The organism is Streptomyces sp. NBC_01591 (genome assembly GCF_035918155.1).
GTDB lineage: Bacteria > Actinomycetota > Actinomycetes > Streptomycetales > Streptomycetaceae > Streptomyces.
In genome coordinates this window covers 3,220,106-3,235,725 of sequence record NZ_CP109327.1, presented here as the reverse complement: position 1 = coordinate 3,235,725, position 15,620 = coordinate 3,220,106, and the positions used below count along the sequence as shown (strand labels likewise).

The 15,620-nt window shown below is 71.7% G+C and carries 15 protein-coding genes; 5 read left to right on the top strand and 10 right to left on the bottom strand.

The genetic code is table 11. The features are described from left to right. Nucleotides 1–12: 12 nt before the first annotated feature. Nucleotides 13–720, bottom strand: a complete 708-nt coding sequence (locus tag OG978_RS14995) for a B3/B4 domain-containing protein (protein WP_326765716.1) — start codon at nt 718–720, stop codon at nt 13–15. A 58-nt stretch (nt 721–778) separates the two neighbouring features. Beyond that, complete coding sequence (locus tag OG978_RS14990) at nt 779–1,615, bottom strand: EamA family transporter (RefSeq protein ID WP_326765715.1); 837 nt, start codon at nt 1,613–1,615, stop codon at nt 779–781. Between the two features lie 117 nt (nt 1,616–1,732). Between OG978_RS14990 and OG978_RS14985 the strand changes: the two genes are divergently transcribed. After that, entirely contained in the window at nt 1,733–2,317 is a 585-nt protein-coding gene (locus OG978_RS14985; RefSeq protein ID WP_326765714.1) for a helix-turn-helix domain-containing protein, read from the top strand. A 193-nt stretch (nt 2,318–2,510) separates the two neighbouring features. Here the strand turns inward: OG978_RS14985 and OG978_RS14980 are convergent, their stop codons facing one another. From OG978_RS14980 to OG978_RS14965, 4 genes are read right to left on the bottom strand one after another with little or no spacing between them, the layout of a single operon-like run. After that, nucleotides 2,511–3,677 carry an acyl-CoA dehydrogenase family protein gene (locus OG978_RS14980; RefSeq protein WP_326765713.1) on the bottom strand — a complete coding sequence of 389 codons (1,167 nt, stop codon included), beginning with the start codon at nt 3,675–3,677 and terminating at the stop codon, nt 2,511–2,513. Nucleotides 3,678–3,707: 30 nt separating this feature from the next. Then, nucleotides 3,708–4,649, bottom strand: a complete 942-nt coding sequence (locus OG978_RS14975; protein ID WP_326765712.1) for a hydroxymethylglutaryl-CoA lyase — start codon at nt 4,647–4,649, stop codon at nt 3,708–3,710. Next, nucleotides 4,646–6,751, bottom strand: a complete 2,106-nt coding sequence (locus OG978_RS14970; protein WP_326765711.1) for an ATP-binding protein — start codon at nt 6,749–6,751, stop codon at nt 4,646–4,648. The genes OG978_RS14975 and OG978_RS14970 overlap by 4 nt, the downstream gene beginning before the upstream one ends. 7 nt (nt 6,752–6,758) lie before the next feature. Next, entirely contained in the window at nt 6,759–8,366 is a 1,608-nt protein-coding gene (locus OG978_RS14965; protein ID WP_326765710.1) for a carboxyl transferase domain-containing protein, read from the bottom strand. 259 nt (nt 8,367–8,625) lie between these two features. Between OG978_RS14965 and OG978_RS14960 the strand changes: the two genes are divergently transcribed. The 4 genes from OG978_RS14960 to OG978_RS14945 all read left to right on the top strand — a co-directional run bounded on the left by OG978_RS14960 (nt 8,626) and on the right by OG978_RS14945 (nt 11,762). Continuing rightward, nucleotides 8,626–9,864 carry a DUF418 domain-containing protein gene (locus OG978_RS14960; protein ID WP_326765709.1) on the top strand — a complete coding sequence of 413 codons (1,239 nt, stop codon included), beginning with the start codon at nt 8,626–8,628 and terminating at the stop codon, nt 9,862–9,864. 29 nt (nt 9,865–9,893) lie between these two features. Then, a complete protein-coding gene (locus OG978_RS14955) occupies nt 9,894–10,157 on the top strand; it encodes a hypothetical protein (protein WP_326765708.1) in 264 nt (87 codons plus the stop codon). 109 nt (nt 10,158–10,266) lie between these two features. After that, nucleotides 10,267–10,872, top strand: coding sequence for an SACE_7040 family transcriptional regulator (locus OG978_RS14950; RefSeq protein ID WP_326765707.1), 606 nt, complete (start codon nt 10,267–10,269; stop codon nt 10,870–10,872). 104 nt (nt 10,873–10,976) lie between these two features. Next, complete coding sequence (locus OG978_RS14945) at nt 10,977–11,762, top strand: phosphatase (RefSeq protein WP_326765706.1); 786 nt, start codon at nt 10,977–10,979, stop codon at nt 11,760–11,762. A 49-nt stretch (nt 11,763–11,811) separates the two neighbouring features. Here the strand turns inward: OG978_RS14945 and OG978_RS14940 are convergent, their stop codons facing one another. From OG978_RS14940 to OG978_RS14925, 4 genes are all read right to left on the bottom strand, one after another. Beyond that, nucleotides 11,812–12,810 (bottom strand): cation diffusion facilitator family transporter, encoded by a 999-nt coding sequence (locus OG978_RS14940; RefSeq protein WP_326765705.1) that lies wholly within the window; start codon nt 12,808–12,810, stop codon nt 11,812–11,814. A gap of 52 nt (nt 12,811–12,862) precedes the next feature. Continuing rightward, on the bottom strand, nt 12,863–13,738 hold the full coding sequence (locus OG978_RS14935; RefSeq protein WP_326765704.1) for an acyl-CoA thioesterase: 876 nt from the start codon (nt 13,736–13,738) through the stop codon (nt 12,863–12,865). A gap of 19 nt (nt 13,739–13,757) precedes the next feature. Then, entirely contained in the window at nt 13,758–14,915 is a 1,158-nt protein-coding gene (locus OG978_RS14930) for an acyl-CoA dehydrogenase family protein (RefSeq protein WP_326765703.1), read from the bottom strand. 222 nt (nt 14,916–15,137) lie between these two features. Then, nucleotides 15,138–15,527, bottom strand: coding sequence for a peptidase inhibitor family I36 protein (locus OG978_RS14925; RefSeq protein WP_326765702.1), 390 nt, complete (start codon nt 15,525–15,527; stop codon nt 15,138–15,140). Nucleotides 15,528–15,620 lie beyond the last annotated feature (93 nt).

Here is a 15,620-nt window from a genome sequence, read left to right as displayed (position 1 = left end):
CGCCCAGGGGGCTCAGATGGTGACCCGGGGCTGTGCCAGGTCGAGGTAGTGCACCGCGGTCTGTTCGGCGTGCGGGGCGAGCAGGTCCTGCAACTCCCCGGCCGCGGTGGTGAGGAGGTGGCCGTCGCAGGTGGCGTGGAGGGTTTCGAGTACGAAGGCGACGTGCGTGGAGTCCTCGGTGACGCGGGTGCGGTGGGCGTCGCGGTGGTTCCAGTGGCGGGTCAGGACATCGGTGGTGTCCGCGTAGATGATCTCGCCGGGCTTCGGGCTCTCGGTGGTGTCGGGTTCGCCGAGCGGGGTGAAGGACTCGGTGCCGTCCGCCCGGCGGATGACGACCTCGCCGGTGACCCGGTCCAGGTCGAAGGCCCCGGCGGGCAGGCCGTGCTGGACGGAGACGACGTTGTAGGAGTCGACGGCCGGGTTGATACGCGGCAGGGCACCCCTCTTGGCGAGGCGGCGGCCGAGCGCGTCGACGCTGGGGCGGATGCGGCGCGGGTTGGTGCCGAAGGAGCGGTAGGCGGTGTGCCACGCCTCGATCCGGGGGTCCGTCTCGTCGGCGGGCTGCCAGGTTCCGTCGGCGAGCTGCTGCTCCAGGTCCGCCAGGGCGGTGGTTGTGCCGGGCCAGGGCTCGTGGCCGCGCATGCCGGTGGCGGTGACCAGAGCGATGAGGGTGTCGGGGAACGCGTCCGCGACGGCGGGGGTGAGGTGGAAGGCGGGCATGGGGGTTCCGTTCCTTGGTGCGGTGCGGTGCGGTGCGGTGGTGGGCGGTGGGCTCGGGTCAGGTCAGGGCGAGCAGGCCGACGGCGACGGCGGCGGTGCCCAGGCCGACGAGCTGGCCGCGGTGGATGCGTTCGGCGAGCAGGCCGCGGGCGAGCAGGACCGTGCCTGCCGGGTAGAGGGCGGTGATCACGGCGACGACGGTGAGGTCCCCGCTGCGGGCGGCGAGCAGGAACATCAGGTTCGCGAGCGAGTCCAACACACCCGCGGCGGCCGACATCGCGTACGCGGGCCGCTCGGATCCCAGCCTGCGGTGCAGCAGCCCCGCCGCGGCCAGGGTGATGGCAGAGGAGACCGCCCGGCCCACGATCAGCGGGGCCACACCGCTGTCGGACGGCGCCTGGTGCAGAAAGACCAGCTGGAGGGCGATGGCGGCGCCCGCGCCGAGGGCCAGCAGCAGCGCGGTACGGGAGGGACGCGCGGACCCGGCGCCGTGTCCGGCGCTGACCAGCACCACCGCCGCCAGCGCGAGCGGCAGCCCCACCAGTCCGGCGGCGCCCAGGTGCTCGCCCTGCATCAGCCCCACCCCGACCGGCAGCGCGGCGGACACCAGCGCGGTCACGGGCGACAGCACGTTCATCGGGCCGATCGCCAGGGTCCGGTAGAGCATGGCGAACGCGGCGGCCGAGGCGACCCCCGACGCGGCACCCCAGCCGAGGGCGCCGGCACTGAACGAGGCGCCGAGGAAGGGCCACAGCAGCAGCTCGACCGCGAGGCTGGCCGGGGCCGCGATCATCACGGTACGCAGCACGTGTGCCTTGCGGGCGCCGAGGCCGCCGAGGAAGTCGGCGCACCCGTAGGCGAGTGAGCTGCCCAGGGCCAGCAGCAGAGCGAGCACAGAGCATCCCTTACTATTCAGTGGAACGACCGCACCGTACAACGAACCGACCGGGTCGTGTCAACCAAACGACCGCACGGTGCATTCAAGTGATCCACTTGCAAGGATGGTGATCAGGTGGCCGAGACGGCCGCAGCCCTGCGCACGGTCGCGCACAATGTCCGGGCGGCCCGCACCCGCGCGGGCCTGTCCCTGGAGGAGCTCAGCCGGCGCGCCCAGGTCAGCAAGGGCGCTCTGGTGGGACTGGAGAAGGCCCAGGGCAACCCCAACCTGGCCACGCTGGTCCGGCTGGCCGACACCCTCGGCATCTCGGTGTCCGCCCTGATGCAGGGGTCGCCCGAGGGTCGCGTCCGCGTCGTGGCCGCCGACGCCGTGGCGCCGCTGTGGACCGGAGCGAGGGGCAGCGAGGCCCGGCTCATGCTGACGACCTCGGGCCCGGCACCCGTCGAGGTCTGGCGCTGGCAACTGCAACCGGACGAGGAATACCCCAGCCATCCCCATCAGGCCGGGGTCGTGGAAACCGTCAGTATCACCTCCGGCCGGATGACCCTGGTCGTCGACGGCACCGAGCACCCCCTCGAAGCCGGACAGACCGCCACGTTCGACGGCGACACCCCGCATGCCTATCGCGGCGCGGGCACCGAACCCTGCGACCTGATCATGACGGTCCACCTGCCGACCGGTCCCGCTGCCACGGCCTGAGCCGACCTGCGCGACGAACGGTGTTCAGTGTCGACTCGCGCCCGCCGTTCGGGGACGGAGGGCCGGCGCCGGGGCGCCGTGCTGGTGGCGGGCGAGCGGTACGACACCGTGCTGTTCGGGATGGTGCGCGAGGACTGGCCGGGCGGGACGAGCCGACCGTCTGTCCGCCCGCCCGGACCACGCCGTCACCGTGTCAGGCCGGGAGCCCCAACTCGCGGGCGATCAGCATCCGCTGGACCTCGCTCGTGCCCTCGCCGATCTCCAGGATCTTGGAGTCGCGCCACATCCTGGCGACCGGGTACTCGTTCATGAAGCCGTAGCCGCCGTGGATCTGGGTCGCGTCGCGGGCGTTGTCCACCGCCACCGTCGAGGAGTACAGCTTCGCGATCGCCGCCTCCTTCTTGAACGGCTCGCCCGCGACCATGCGTGACGCCGCGTCGCGCCAGCCGACCCGGGCCATGTGGGCCCGCGTCTCCATGTCGGCGATCTTGAACTGGATGGCCTGGTTGGCGCCGATCGGCCGGCCGAAGGCGTGGCGCTCCTTGGCGTACTTCACCGACTCGTCGACGCAGCCCTGCGCCAGCCCCGTGGACAGGGCGGAGATGGCGATCCGGCCCTCGTCCAGGATGCGCAGGAACTGGGCGTAGCCGCGGCCCTCCTCGCCCAGCAGGTTCGCCAGCGGGACGCGGACGTCGGAGAAGGACAGCTCGCGGGTGTCCGAGGCGTTCCAGCCGACCTTGGAGTACGGGGCGGCGACCGTGAAGCCGGGGGTGCCGGACGGCACGATGATCGAGGAGATGCGCGGGGCGCCGTTCTCCTTGCGGCCGGTCACCGCCGTCACCGTGACCAGCTCCGTGATGTCCGTGCCGGAGTTGGTGATGAAGCACTTGGAGCCGTTGATCACCCACTCGCCGGTGGCCTCGTCGCGTACAGCCGTCGTCCGGGTGCCGCCCGCGTCCGAACCGCCGTCCGGCTCGGTCAGGCCGAACGCGCCGAGCGCCTCGCCGGAGCAGAGCTTCGGCAGCCACTGCCGCTTCTGCTCCTCGGTGCCGAAGTGGTGGATGGGCATCGCGCCGAGCGAGACCCCGGCCTCGAGCGTGATCGCGACGGACGAGTCGACCCGGGCCAGCTCCTCCAGGGCGATCCCGAGGGCGAGGTAGTCGCCGCCCATGCCGCCGTATTCCTCGGGGAACGGCAGGCCGAACAGGCCCATCCGCCCCATCTCCCGCACGATCTCGTACGGGAACTCGTGCCGTTCGTAGAAGTCGCCGATCTTCGGCGCGACCACGTCGTGCGCGAACTCCTCGACGGTGCGCCGCAGTTCCTCGTGTTCGGCGGTCAGCCGGTGGTCCAGGGACATGGCAGGGGTCACTCCTTGTGGGACGGTTGTCTATCGCACCGAGAGCGCGCGGACGGTACGGGACGGGCTGGGTCGGCCCAGTTGATCGGCGAGCCACACGCTGGTGGCGGTGAGCGCGTCGAGATCGACCCCGGTTTCGATGCCGAGGCCCTGGAGCATCCACACGAGGTCCTCGGTGGCGAGATTTCCGGTCGCGCTCTTCGCGTACGGGCAGCCGCCGAGGCCGCCCGCGGAGGCGTCCACGGTGGTCACCCCGTGCTGGAGCGCGGCAAGTGTGTTGGAGAGGGCCTGGCCGTACGTGTCGTGGAAGTGCACGCCGATGGTGTCGGTGGGCACGCCCTCCTCGTTCAGCTCGGCGAGCAGGGTCTGTACATGGCCGGGCGTGGCGACGCCGATGGTGTCGCCGAGGGAGAGCTCGTCGCAGCCGAGGTCCATCAGCGCCTTGGCGACCCGGACGACCTGGTGGACGGGGACGGGCCCCTCCCACGGGTCGCCGAAGCACATCGACAGATAGCCGCGGACGTGCACCTTGTCGGCCTTGGCGCGGGCGACGACCGGCTCGAACATGGCGAGGGACTCGTCGACGGTGCGGTTGAGGTTGCGGGCGGCGAACGTCTCGGTCGCCGAGCCGAACACGGCGATCCGGCGGGCGCCGAGCGCCAGGGCCCGGTCCAGGCCGCGTTCGTTCGGTACGAGGACGGGCAGGGCGACGCCCCCGATGTCGGCGAGGCGGGGGAACAGGTCCTCGGCGTCGGCCAGTTGGGGCACCCACTTGGGGTGCACGAAGCTGGTCGCCTCGACGGTGGTCAGGCCCGAGGCGGCCAGCCGGTGGATGAACTCCGCCTTCACCTCGGTCGGTACGACGGCCTTCTCGTTCTGCAGCCCGTCGCGGGCGCCGACCTCGTGGATCCGGACCCGGGCGGGCAGATCCTGGGCCGGCACGGTCATGGGCAGGGTGCGGGACGTCGTCATGCTTCCTCCCCGGGAGCCTCGACGGGGGCCACCACGGCCAGGACCTGGTCCATGGCGACCGTGGCGCCGGCGCTGACATCCAGTTCGGTCACGGTCCCGGCGTGCGGGGCGGAGATGACGTGTTCCATCTTCATCGCCTCCACCACCAGCAGGCTCTGTCCGGCCACGACCTCGTCCCCGACCGCCACCTTCACCACGGTGACCGTCCCGGGCATGGGCGCGGCGAGCGTGTCCGCCCCGGAACGGCCCGCGCCGGCCAGCGACGCCTCCACCGGGTCGTGATCCTGTACGTGCCAGCTGTCGCCGTCCCGGCCGAGCCATACGCCGTCCGGTGAGGCGGCGTGGGTGAACGCATGGGTGACACCGGCGAGTTCGAGGGTGAGGCGGTGCCCGGAGACCTCGACCAGCCTGGCCGTCTCCCTGCCGCCGGGCAGTGGGGCCAGCGGACCGCAGGCACCCGTCACGGGCTCCGGCGGCTGTGCGCCCTCCCCGACATGGCCGAACGTCAGCTCCGTACCGGCCGGGCAGGAGCGCAGCGAGACCTGCACCGGGTCGTGGCCCGGCAGCCGGAAGTCGAGCACCGTGCGGGCCGGGGTGCCGCCGAGTCGCCAGCCGCTCGCCACCGAGAACGGGTCGACCCAGCCGGACGCACCGGCGGAGGCATCGGCCCGGGACCCGTCCGCACCGGCGGACCGCCGCAGCAGCGCCGCCGCCGCGTACACCTCCTCGGGCACCCCCTCCGGCACCAGCCCGTCCACCTCGCGCTCCACCAGGCCCGTGTCCAGATCGCCCGCCACCACCGCCGGGTGGGCGAGCAGTCGGCGCAGGAAACCGGCGTTGGTCGGGACGCCGAGGATCACCGTGTCCGCGAGCGCGGCACGCAGCCGGCGCAGGGCGGTGGCCCGGTTGGGGCCGTACGCGATGATCTTCGACAGCATCGGGTCGTACAGGCTGCCGACCGCGCCGCCCTCGCCGAGCCCGGAGTCCGTCCGGACCCCGTTGCCCTGCGGCTCGTCCAGCGCGAGGACCGTGCCGCCGGACGGCAGGAAGCCGCGGGCCGGGTCCTCGGCGCAGATCCGGGCCTCGATCGAGTGGCCGGTGAGTGTGATGTCCTGTTGTCCGTAAGGGAGTTGCTCGCCCGCCGCGACCCTCAGCTGCCACTCCACCAGGTCCAGGCCGGTGATCAGCTCGGTGACCGGGTGCTCGACCTGGAGGCGGGTGTTCATCTCCATGAAGAAGTACGAGGCGGGGTCGTTGCCCGGGACGATGAACTCCACCGTGCCGGCGCCCACGTAGCCGCAGGAGCGGGCCGCCTGGACGGCCGCCTCGCCCATCGCCGCCCGGGTCTCCCCGTCGAGCAGGACCGAGGGCGCCTCCTCGATGATCTTCTGGTGGCGGCGCTGGAGCGAGCACTCGCGCTCGCCGAGGTGGACCACGTTGCTGTGGGCGTCCGCCAGCACCTGGATCTCGATGTGCCGGGGGCGGTCGATCCACCGCTCCACCAGCAGGGTGTCGTCGCCGAACGAGGCCCGCGCCTCGCGGCGGGCGGCCGCGATCTCGTCCCCGAGCAGGGTCTCGTCGCGCACCAGCCGCATGCCCTTGCCGCCGCCGCCCGCCGAGGGCTTCAGCAGCACCGGCATGCCGATCTCGCGGGCCGCGTCGACCAGCCGGCCGTCGGTGAGCCCGCTGCCCGAGGAGCCGGGCACCACCGGGACCCCGGCCGCCGCGACCGTCTCCTTGGCCCGGATCTTGTCGCCCATCAGCGTGATGGCGGAGGCGGGCGGGCCGATGAAGGTCAGCCCCGCCTCGGCGCACGCCCGCGCGAAGCCCGCGTTCTCGGCGAGGAATCCGTATCCCGGGTGGACAGCCTGCGCGCCGGTGCGACGGGCCGCGTCCAGCAGCGCGGGCACGCTCAGATAGCTCATGGCGGCGGGGGCGGGCCCGATCCGTACCGCCGTGTCGGCCTCCCGGACGTGCCGGGCGTCCGCGTCCGCGTCGCTGAAGACGGCGACCGAGCGGACGCCCAGCTCCCGCAGCGTGCGGATGACCCGTACCGCGATCTCGCCGCGGTTGGCGACCAGAACCGTGTCGAACATCGTCATCTGTTCCTCACATCCGGAAGACGCCGAAGCCGGGCTCACCCAGCGGGGCGTTCGCACACGCGGTCAGGGCGAGTCCCAGCACCTGCCGGGTCTCCATCGGGTCGATCACGCCGTCGTCCCAGAGCCGGGCCGTGGCGTAGTACGCGTTGCCCTGCGTCTCGTACTGCTCGCGGATCGGGGCCTTGAAGGCCTCCTCGTCCGCCGTGCTCCAGTCGTCGCCCAGCTGGTCGCGCTTGACCGTCGCGAGGACGGACGCGGCCTGCTCGCCGCCCATGACGGAGATCTTCGCGTTGGGCCACATCCACAGGAAGCGGGGGGAGTAGGCCCGGCCGCACATGGAGTAGTTGCCCGCGCCGTACGAACCGCCGACCACGACGGTCAGCTTCGGGACGCGCGTGCAGGCGACCGCCGTCACCATCTTGGCGCCGTGCTTGGCGATGCCGCCGGCCTCGTAGTCCCGCCCCACCATGAAGCCGGAGATGTTCTGCAGGAAGACCAGCGGGATGCCGCGCTGGTCGCACAGCTCGATGAAGTGGGCGCCCTTCTGGGCGGACTCGGAGAACAGGATGCCGTTGTTGGCGACGATCCCGACCGGGTGGCCGTGGATACGGGCGAAGCCGGTGATCAGCGTCGTACCGTACTCGGCCTTGAACTCGGCGAACCGCGAGCCGTCGACGACCCGGGCGATCACCTCCCGTACGTCGTACGGGGTGCGGGAGTCGACCGGGACGGCGCCGTACAGACCCGCCGGATCGACCTTCGGCTCCTCGACGGGCTGCACGGACCACGGCAGCGCGCCCCGGTCCGGCAGGGTGGCCACGATGTTCCGCACGATCCGCAGCGCGTGCGCGTCGTCCTCGGCGAGATGGTCGGTCACCCCCGACGTACGGGAGTGCACCTCGCCGCCGCCCAACTCCTCGGCCGTGACGACCTCGCCGGTCGCGGCCTTCACCAGCGGGGGACCGCCCAGGAAGATCGTGCCCTGGTTGCGGACGATCACGGCCTCGTCGCTCATCGCCGGGACGTACGCCCCGCCCGCCGTGCACGAACCGAGCACCGCGGCGATCTGCGGAATCCCGGCCCCGGACATCCGGGCCTGGTTGTAGAAGATCCGCCCGAAGTGCTCCCGGTCCGGGAAGACCTCGTCCTGCATCGGCAGGAACGCGCCGCCCGAGTCGACGAGGTAGAGGCAGGGGAGACGATTCTCCAGCGCCACTTCCTGGGCACGGAGGTGCTTCTTCACCGTCATCGGGTAGTACGTGCCGCCCTTGACGGTCGCGTCATTGGCGACGATCACGCACTCCCGGCCGCTGACCCGGCCGATTCCGGCGATCACTCCGGCCGCCGGGGCGGCGCCGCCGTACAGCCCCTCGGCCGCCAGCGGGGCCAGCTCCAGGAAGGGCGAGCCCGGATCGAGCAGGGTGTCCACCCGGTCCCTGGGCAGCAGCTTGCCGCGCGCCACATGCCGGGCGCGGGACTTCTCACCCCCGCCGAGCCTGGCCGTGGCGAGCCGCTCACGCAGCTCGTCGGCGAGCGCGTGATGCGCCGCCTCGTTGGCCTTCCAGGCCTCGGAGGCGGGATCGGCCGCGCTCGCCAGCACCGGTGCCTGCTGCATCGTGTCGAGCCCCCTTGCCCGTACCGCAGTAGTTAGTGACCGTTAACGTTCATCCTCAGGTTAACGAGCGCTAACAGCCTTGTCCAGAGCGACGGGTCGGTGCGCGCAGCGCTTTCGGCGGGTGTGCGATCGGTATCGGCCATGAACGACTCACGGGCGGCGGGCGGCGCGGACCGGTCGGAATAATGGCCCGCGCCGCTCCCTGACCTGGAGCGGAGCCGGTCACGGACCGACAAGGGCCTTCGGGGGGAAACAGCGGATGACGCAGCAGTCACAGACGGTGCGGGACGTGGGCGGGGAGGTGGCCGGGGAGGCGGCCGGGGGAGTGGCCAGGAGGCCACGCATCCTCGAAGTGGACGCCCTGCGCGGGTTCGCGCTCGCCGGGATCCTGGTCGTGAATCTCATGACGACCGCCGGACCTCCCGGTGCCAGGGGCGGGCTCGCGGGTGTGCACGCGGCGGACGGAGCCGTGGAATGGCTGGTCGTTCTCCTCGCGCAGTCGAAGTTCTACCTGCTCTTCTCCTTCCTCTTCGGATACAGCTTCACTCTCCAGATGGACTCGGCAGCCCGTGCCGGGGAGCGCTTCGCGCCCCGGATGTCACGGCGGCTGGCCGGGCTGTTCGTACTCGGGCTTGCGCACGCGGTGCTGCTGTACACCGGCGACATCCTCATGATCTACGCCCTGTTCGGACTGGTCCTGCTGGCCGCCCGGAACGCCGGACCCGCCAGGGCCTGGCGGGCGGCACTGTGGGTGTTCGGCGTCGCCGGCGGGTTCCTGCTGCTGATCGGGCTGGGGGCGGCGCTGCTCGACCCGGGTGACCTGGGCGAATCCGCCACGGTGAAGGCCGAGCTGACCGCCGCCTACCAGGGCGGCTTCGCCGAGGTCGTCGGCGCCAACATCCGTGCCCTGCCCGAGATGCTGGCGGCCGTCCCGCTGATGGGCGGGTTCGTCGTCGCCGCCTTTCTCGTGGGGTTCGTGGCCGGACGGCGGCAGTGGCTCGGCGCGGCCGCGCTCGCCGACCGGGCGCGGCTGCGCCGCATCTGCCTGACGGGTCTGGCCGTCGGGGTCCCCGGGGCGGCCCTCTCCGCCGCGGGGCTCGTGGGCCCGCTGCCGGAGCGCTGGACGCTGCTGGGTCTGGCAGTCGGTACGGTTGCGGCCCCGGCGCTCTCGGCCGCGTACGCCACCGGGCTGCTGCTGTGGTTCGCCACCCCGGGCGGCGCCGCGACGGCCCGGGTCCTCGCGCCCGCCGGGCGGATGGCGCTGACCAATTACCTGACCCAGTCCCTCGTCATGGCCCTGGTCTTCTCCGGGTACGGGCTCGGCCTGTACGGTCGCACGGGCGCCGCGGCGGCGGTCGGCGGGGCGCTGGTGCTGTACGCCGGCCAGCTCGCCCTGAGCGGGCGGCTGATGCGCCGGTACCGGCTCGGGCCGGTGGAGTGGCTGCTGCGGGCGGTGACACTGTGGACGCGACCCGGGAAGGCGGCGGACGGCCGGTGAGCGGCAGGGATGGTTCGAGGAGGGGTGCGTTGTCGGAACGCCAGGAAGTCGTCGAGCGCAACTTATGGGCCGCACCGGCACTCTTCGCTTTCGTGGCGTGGGTGCTGTTCAAGGCGGGAGACGACCACTCGTCGGGCAGAGCCGCCTGGATCGTCTATGCGTCGGGCTGGGTTCTGGTTGCCGGAATGCTCGTCCGGGCTGTTGTGCGGCGCAGGAACCCTGGAATCGGTGCCGTCTTCGGGGTCGGCATCCTGCTGGTCATGGGCGCCCTGTTCGCAGTGAATCACGGTTGATTCCCTCGTCGATTCCTTCGTTCCCGGCCCGAGCTGCTCGCCCCTCGGCGGCGCGGTACGGCCGCGCTCTGGTTAACGTTCGCTAACCGGACTGTCTAGAATCGAATCCATGACCACGAGGACGGACGCCCCCACCCGCCGCGAGCAGATCCTCAAGGAGGCCGCCCGCCTCTTTGCCGAGCGCGGCTTCCACGGTGTCGGGGTCGACGAGATAGGTGCCGCCGTCGGCATCAGTGGCCCCGGGCTCTACCGCCACTTCCCCGGCAAGGACGCGATGCTCGCCGAGCTGCTGGTCGGCATCAGCGAGCGGCTGCTGGCGGGCGGGCAGCTGCGCGTCTCGGAGGACGCGGCGTGCGGGGACAGCTCCCCGCAGGCCCTGCTCGACGCGCTCATCGAGGGCCACATCGACTTCGCCCTCGACGACCGCCCCCTGATCACCCTCCACGACCGCGAGCTGGACCGTCTCCGGGACGCCGACCGCAAGCGGGTCCGCCAGCTCCAGCGGCAGTACGTCGAGGTGTGGGTGGAGGTGGTCCGCGAGATGTACCCGGACCTGCCCGAGCACGAGGCCCGCGCCGCCGTCCACGCCGTCTTCGGTCTGCTGAACTCGACCCCGCACCTCGGCCGGCCCGGCGCGCAGCCGGACCGCGCGGACACGGCGGCACTGCTGCACCGGCTGGCACGCGGGGCGTTCGAGGCGGCGGCCCGCGCGTAGGGCCTCTCGTTCGGATCAGGCCAAAAGCGGCGGCAGGCAGGTCCGATCGGTCCGTCGTGCAAGACACCCAGCACACTGCGCACACCTGACGGCACAATGGGTGCATGCCGATACCCAGCCGTGCCGCCCTCGTCGAACACCTCGTCCGTACGCGTATCGCCGGAGACGTCGCCACACCGCGCGACAACAACCTCTCCCACTACCGCAAGCTCGCCAACGGCGACCGCCACTACTGGCTGGGCCTGGAGCTCGGGGACCGGTGGCGGGACGAGCAGGACGTGCTGGCGGTGATGGCCGAGCGCTGCGGGGTCAGCGACGACCCGGAGCACCGCTTCGGGCAGGACACCATCGACCCGGAGCTCACGGTCGACGCCCTGGAGCGGATGGCGGCGCGGCTGCGGAAGGCGGCGGCGGGGTCGGAGCGGGTGCTGTTCGCGACCGGGCACCCGGGCGGGCTCCTCGATGTGCACCGGCAGACCGCGGACGCGCTGCGGGCCGCCGGATGCGAGATCGTACGGATCCCCGGGGGGCTGATCGCCGACGAGGGCATGGTGTTCCAGTTCGCGGACGTCGCGGTGCAGGAGCGCGGCGCGACCCTCTGGCACACGCACTCGCCCGCCCCGATGGCCGCCATCCTGGACGGCCTGGAGCGCGAGGGCAGACCTCTGCCGGACCTGGTCGTCGCCGACCACGGATGGGCGGGGTGCGCGGCGCAGCGAGGCCTGGACGCGGTGGGGTACGCGGACTGCAACGACCCGGCGCTCTTCCTCGGCGAGGCGGAGGGGACGCTCCAGGTGGCCGTCCCGCTGGACGACCATGTGCTGGACCCGCGGTTCTACGACCCGATGACGGAGTACCTGCTGGGCGCGGCGGGGCTGATCCAGGACTGATCGGGGCCGTACGGCCGTACGGCACGAAGAGCTGTGGGCGCCGGCCCGGTCAGAGTGCCCCGGTACCGGCCCCGTCCGCCCCGCGCCGCTGCCTCAGGCCCGGGGTCGGGTCCAGGTACACCCGGCGGATCGGCGGATAGCGCTCCCGCAGCTGTTCCTCCGCCTCCTCGCACGCCCACTCGATCTGTTCGGCGGTCGAGGCGTCCCGGAAGTCGATCTTCGCGGCGATCAGGATCTCGGTCGGGCCCTGGATGAGCGTGGTGAGTTCCAGTACGTCGATGATGTGCGGGACGGAGAGCAGTTCCTCGCGGATGCCGGCGCGCATCGGCTTCGGCACCGGACGGCCGATCAGCAGCTGGGCGTTGGACCGGCCCAGCACCCAGGCCACGTACACCAGCAGCAGACCGATCAGGATCGACGCGATGCCGTCCCAGACCCCGGAGCCGGTCAGCTGGCCGCCGAGCAGTCCGCCCGCGGCGAGCAGCAGACCAGCCAGCGCCGCCGAGTCCTCCATCACCACCGCCTTGACCGCGGTGTCGGCGGTGTGGCGGAGGTAGTGCTTGACGGGCGCCCGCAGCCGCGCGGCCTCGCCGCGGACCTGCCGGAGCCCGGTGCGCAGCGAGTAGCCCTCCAGCAGGAAGGCCACCGCGAGCACGATGTACGAGATGAGCGGATCGCCGAGCTCCTCGCCCGCCGCGAGGGTGTGGACGCCGTCGTAGACGGAGAAGACCGCACCGCCCACGAACGTGGCCACGGAGGCGAGCATCGCCCAGATGTAGCGTTCCGGGCCGTAGCCCAGCGGGTGTTCCTCGTCCGCAGGCTTCTCGCTGCGTTTCAGCGCGGTGAGCAGCAGCAGCTCGGTGACCGTGTCGGCGACCGAGTGCGCCGCCTCGGAGAGCATCGCGCTCGACCCGCTGATCAGCCCGGCGACGGCCTTCGCCACGGCGATGCCGAGATTGGCGACCGCCGCGACGACGACCGTGAACGTGGACTCCCCGCCACCGGTCTTCGCGTCGCTCACGGCTTCGTCCACGGTCTCGTCGCCCATGGTGGGGAGTATGTCCGAACCGGCGGCCCGCGGCCCGCCGACGCGGGACGCGTCAGTCCCGGGGGACGCGGACCACGCCCTCCTGGATGACGGTGATCGCCAGCCAGCCGTCCTGCGTGTAGATCCGGGCCTGACCGAGCCCGCGCCCGCCGGACGCGGACGGTGACTCCTGGTCGTACAGCAGCCATTCGTCGGCCCGGAACGGCCGGTGGAACCACATCGCGTGGTCCAGGCTCGCGCCGACCACGTCGCCGACGGCCCAGCCCCCGCGACCGTGGGCGAGGAGCACCGAGTCGAGCAGCGTCATGTCGGAGACGTACGTCGCCATGCAGACATGGAGCAGCGGATCGTCCACGAGCTTGCCGTTGGTGCGGAACCACACCTGGGAGCGGGGCTCACGCGGTTCGCCGACGCTGCCGAAGGGCGGGGCGTCCACGTACCGCAGGTCGACCGCGGCCCGCGCCTCGATCAGCCGGTCCACGACCCCCGGCTCGCTGAAGCGGTCCGCGTACCGGGGCAGCAGCTGCGCCGCCGTGGGCAGAGTCTCCGGGTCCGGGGCGGGCGGCATGGCCGCCTGGTGCTCCAGGCCCTCCTCGTACGTCTGGAACGAGGCCGAGAGATGGAAGATCGGCTGGCCGTGCTGGACGGCGACGACCCGCCGGGTGGTGAAGGAGCGGCCGTCGCGGATGCGGTCGACGCTGTAGACGATCGGCGCGCCCGGGTCGCCCATCCGGAGGAAGTAGGAGTGCAGGGAGTGGGCGGTCCGGTCGGCGGGGACGGTACGGCCCGCGGCGACCAGGGCCTGGGCCGCGACCTGGCCGCCGAAGACGCGGGGCACGACCGCCGAACGGCTCGTACCCCGGAAGATGTCCCGCTCGATCTGCTCCAGGTCGAGCAGATCGAGCAGGGAGTCGAGTGCTGCGCTCATGGAACGAACGTAGCCGCTCTCAGAGGCCCATGGACTTGGCGATGATCGACTTCATGACCTCGCTGGTGCCGCCGTAGATGCGGTTGACCCGATTGTCCGCGTAGAGGCGGGCGATCGGGTACTCGTTCATGTAGCCGTAGCCGCCGTGCAACTGGAGGCACTTGTCGATGACGCGGTGCGCGACCTCGGTGCAGAACAGCTTCGCGGAGGCGGCCTCGGCGGCGGTCAGCTCACCGGCGTCGTGGGCCTCGATGGCGCGGTCGCAGACGGCCTCGGCGGCGTCCACCTCGGCCTGGCAGGCGGCCAGTTCGAACTTGGTGTTCTGGAAGGACGCGACGGTCTTGCCGAAGACGGTGCGCTCCGACACGTAACTCTGGGCGAACCGGACGGCGGCCTTGGCCTGGGCGTACGCGCCGACGGCGATGCCGAGGCGCTCCTGCGGCAGGTTCTGGCCGAGGTAGGAGAAGCCCTTGTTCTCCTCGCCGAGGAGGTCCTCGACCGGCACCTTGACGTCGACGAAGGCCAACTCGGCGGTGTCGGAGGTGCGCAGGCCCAGCTTGTCGAGCTTGCGGCCGACCGAGTAGCCCTCGGCCTTGGTGTCGACGACGAGGAGCGAGATGCCGTGCCGGCGGTCGTCCGCCCTGGGCGCGTCGGTGCGGGCGCAGACGATGACCCGGTCGGCGTGGACGCCACCGGTGATGAACGTCTTGGCGCCGTTGAGGATGTAGTGCGTGCCGTCCTCGGAGAGCTTGGCGGTGGTCTTCATGCCGGCCAGGTCGGAACCGGTGCCCGGCTCGGTCATGGCGATGGCGTACATCGTCTTGCCGGTGACGAAGTCCGGCAGCCAGCGCTTCTTCTGCTCCTCGGTGGCGTACGCCTTGATGTACGGCAGGCAGAGCAGCACGTGCACGCCGGAGCCGCCGAAGTTGACGGCCGCGCGGGCGCACTCCTCGGAGATGATCGCCTCGAACTTGAAGGACTCGACCCCGGCGCCGCCGAACTCCTCCGGCACCTCGATGCCGAATATGCCCAGCTCGGCGAGCTTGTAGTAGAAGTCGCGGGGCACCTGGCCGGCCGCGAACCACTCGTCGTAGACGGGGGCGACCTCGGCCTCGATGAAGGCGCGGATGGTCTCCCGGAACGCCTCGTGGTCCTCGTTGAATACCGTACGGCGCACGGGGGTGCCTCCTTGGTCAGCTTCGGGTGAGCTTCGGCCGGACTGGCTAAGCGCTTGCTCAGATGGTTTAAAAGTTACCCAACAGTCACTGGCGCTGTCCAGGGTGATGCGCAGCACGCCCGCGCGGGCCGTCCGGCCGCGGACACGCGGAAAGTCCTCCCCGGCCGGTGGCCGGGAAGGACTTTCCACCGTGTTTGCCGCCGCCTGCTGGGGCTCGGCCGCCTACTGGGGCTTGAAGGAGCGGATCTGGTAGTTCCCCTGGAGGTTGCCGCCCTTTCCGGCGGGGGTGGATCCGACCCGGGAGTTGTAGTTGGTCTGGGTGTAGTACTGCACCTTGTGCCCGGTCGCGTTCCACACGGAGCGGACGTTCTGGCCGCGCTGGATGAAGGAGCAGTCGTCGGCGGTATTCGCCCGCCGCTCGTCGGACCACTGGCAGCGGGTACCACCTCCGTTCCAGTCGCTGTAGATACAGAAATACCCGGGGCTGCAGCTGTAGGAAGCCCTGGCGCTCTCGGCAGCGGCGTTCTCGGTGGCCGCGACCGCGACGGGTCCGGTACCGAGGCCCAGGGCCAGGGTGAGAGAGGTGACGGCGAGCGCGGTGAAGCGGTTCATGACGAGGCCTCTTTCCTGATGGGGGCCAGGGCTCCGCGCCCTGGTCACCAGCAGCGTGGCACGGCCGCGACCTGCGCAGACAGGCGGAAACAG

Coding starts and splice junctions, on each gene's coding strand:
- OG978_RS14995 (WP_326765716.1), bottom strand. CDS start 720: ATGCCCGCCTTCCACCTCACCCCCGCCGTCGCGGACGCGTTCCCCGAC.
- OG978_RS14980 (WP_326765713.1), bottom strand. CDS start 3,677: ATGTCCCTGGACCACCGGCTGACCGCCGAACACGAGGAACTGCGGCGC.
- OG978_RS14975 (WP_326765712.1), bottom strand. CDS start 4,649: ATGACGACGTCCCGCACCCTGCCCATGACCGTGCCGGCCCAGGATCTG.
- OG978_RS14970 (WP_326765711.1), bottom strand. CDS start 6,751: ATGACGATGTTCGACACGGTTCTGGTCGCCAACCGCGGCGAGATCGCG.
- OG978_RS14965 (WP_326765710.1), bottom strand. CDS start 8,366: ATGCAGCAGGCACCGGTGCTGGCGAGCGCGGCCGATCCCGCCTCCGAG.
- OG978_RS14960 (WP_326765709.1), top strand. CDS start 8,626: ATGACGCAGCAGTCACAGACGGTGCGGGACGTGGGCGGGGAGGTGGCC.
- OG978_RS14950 (WP_326765707.1), top strand. CDS start 10,267: ATGACCACGAGGACGGACGCCCCCACCCGCCGCGAGCAGATCCTCAAG.
- OG978_RS14945 (WP_326765706.1), top strand. CDS start 10,977: ATGCCGATACCCAGCCGTGCCGCCCTCGTCGAACACCTCGTCCGTACG.
- OG978_RS14940 (WP_326765705.1), bottom strand. CDS start 12,810: ATGGGCGACGAGACCGTGGACGAAGCCGTGAGCGACGCGAAGACCGGT.
- OG978_RS14935 (WP_326765704.1), bottom strand. CDS start 13,738: ATGAGCGCAGCACTCGACTCCCTGCTCGATCTGCTCGACCTGGAGCAG.
- OG978_RS14925 (WP_326765702.1), bottom strand. CDS start 15,527: ATGAACCGCTTCACCGCGCTCGCCGTCACCTCTCTCACCCTGGCCCTG.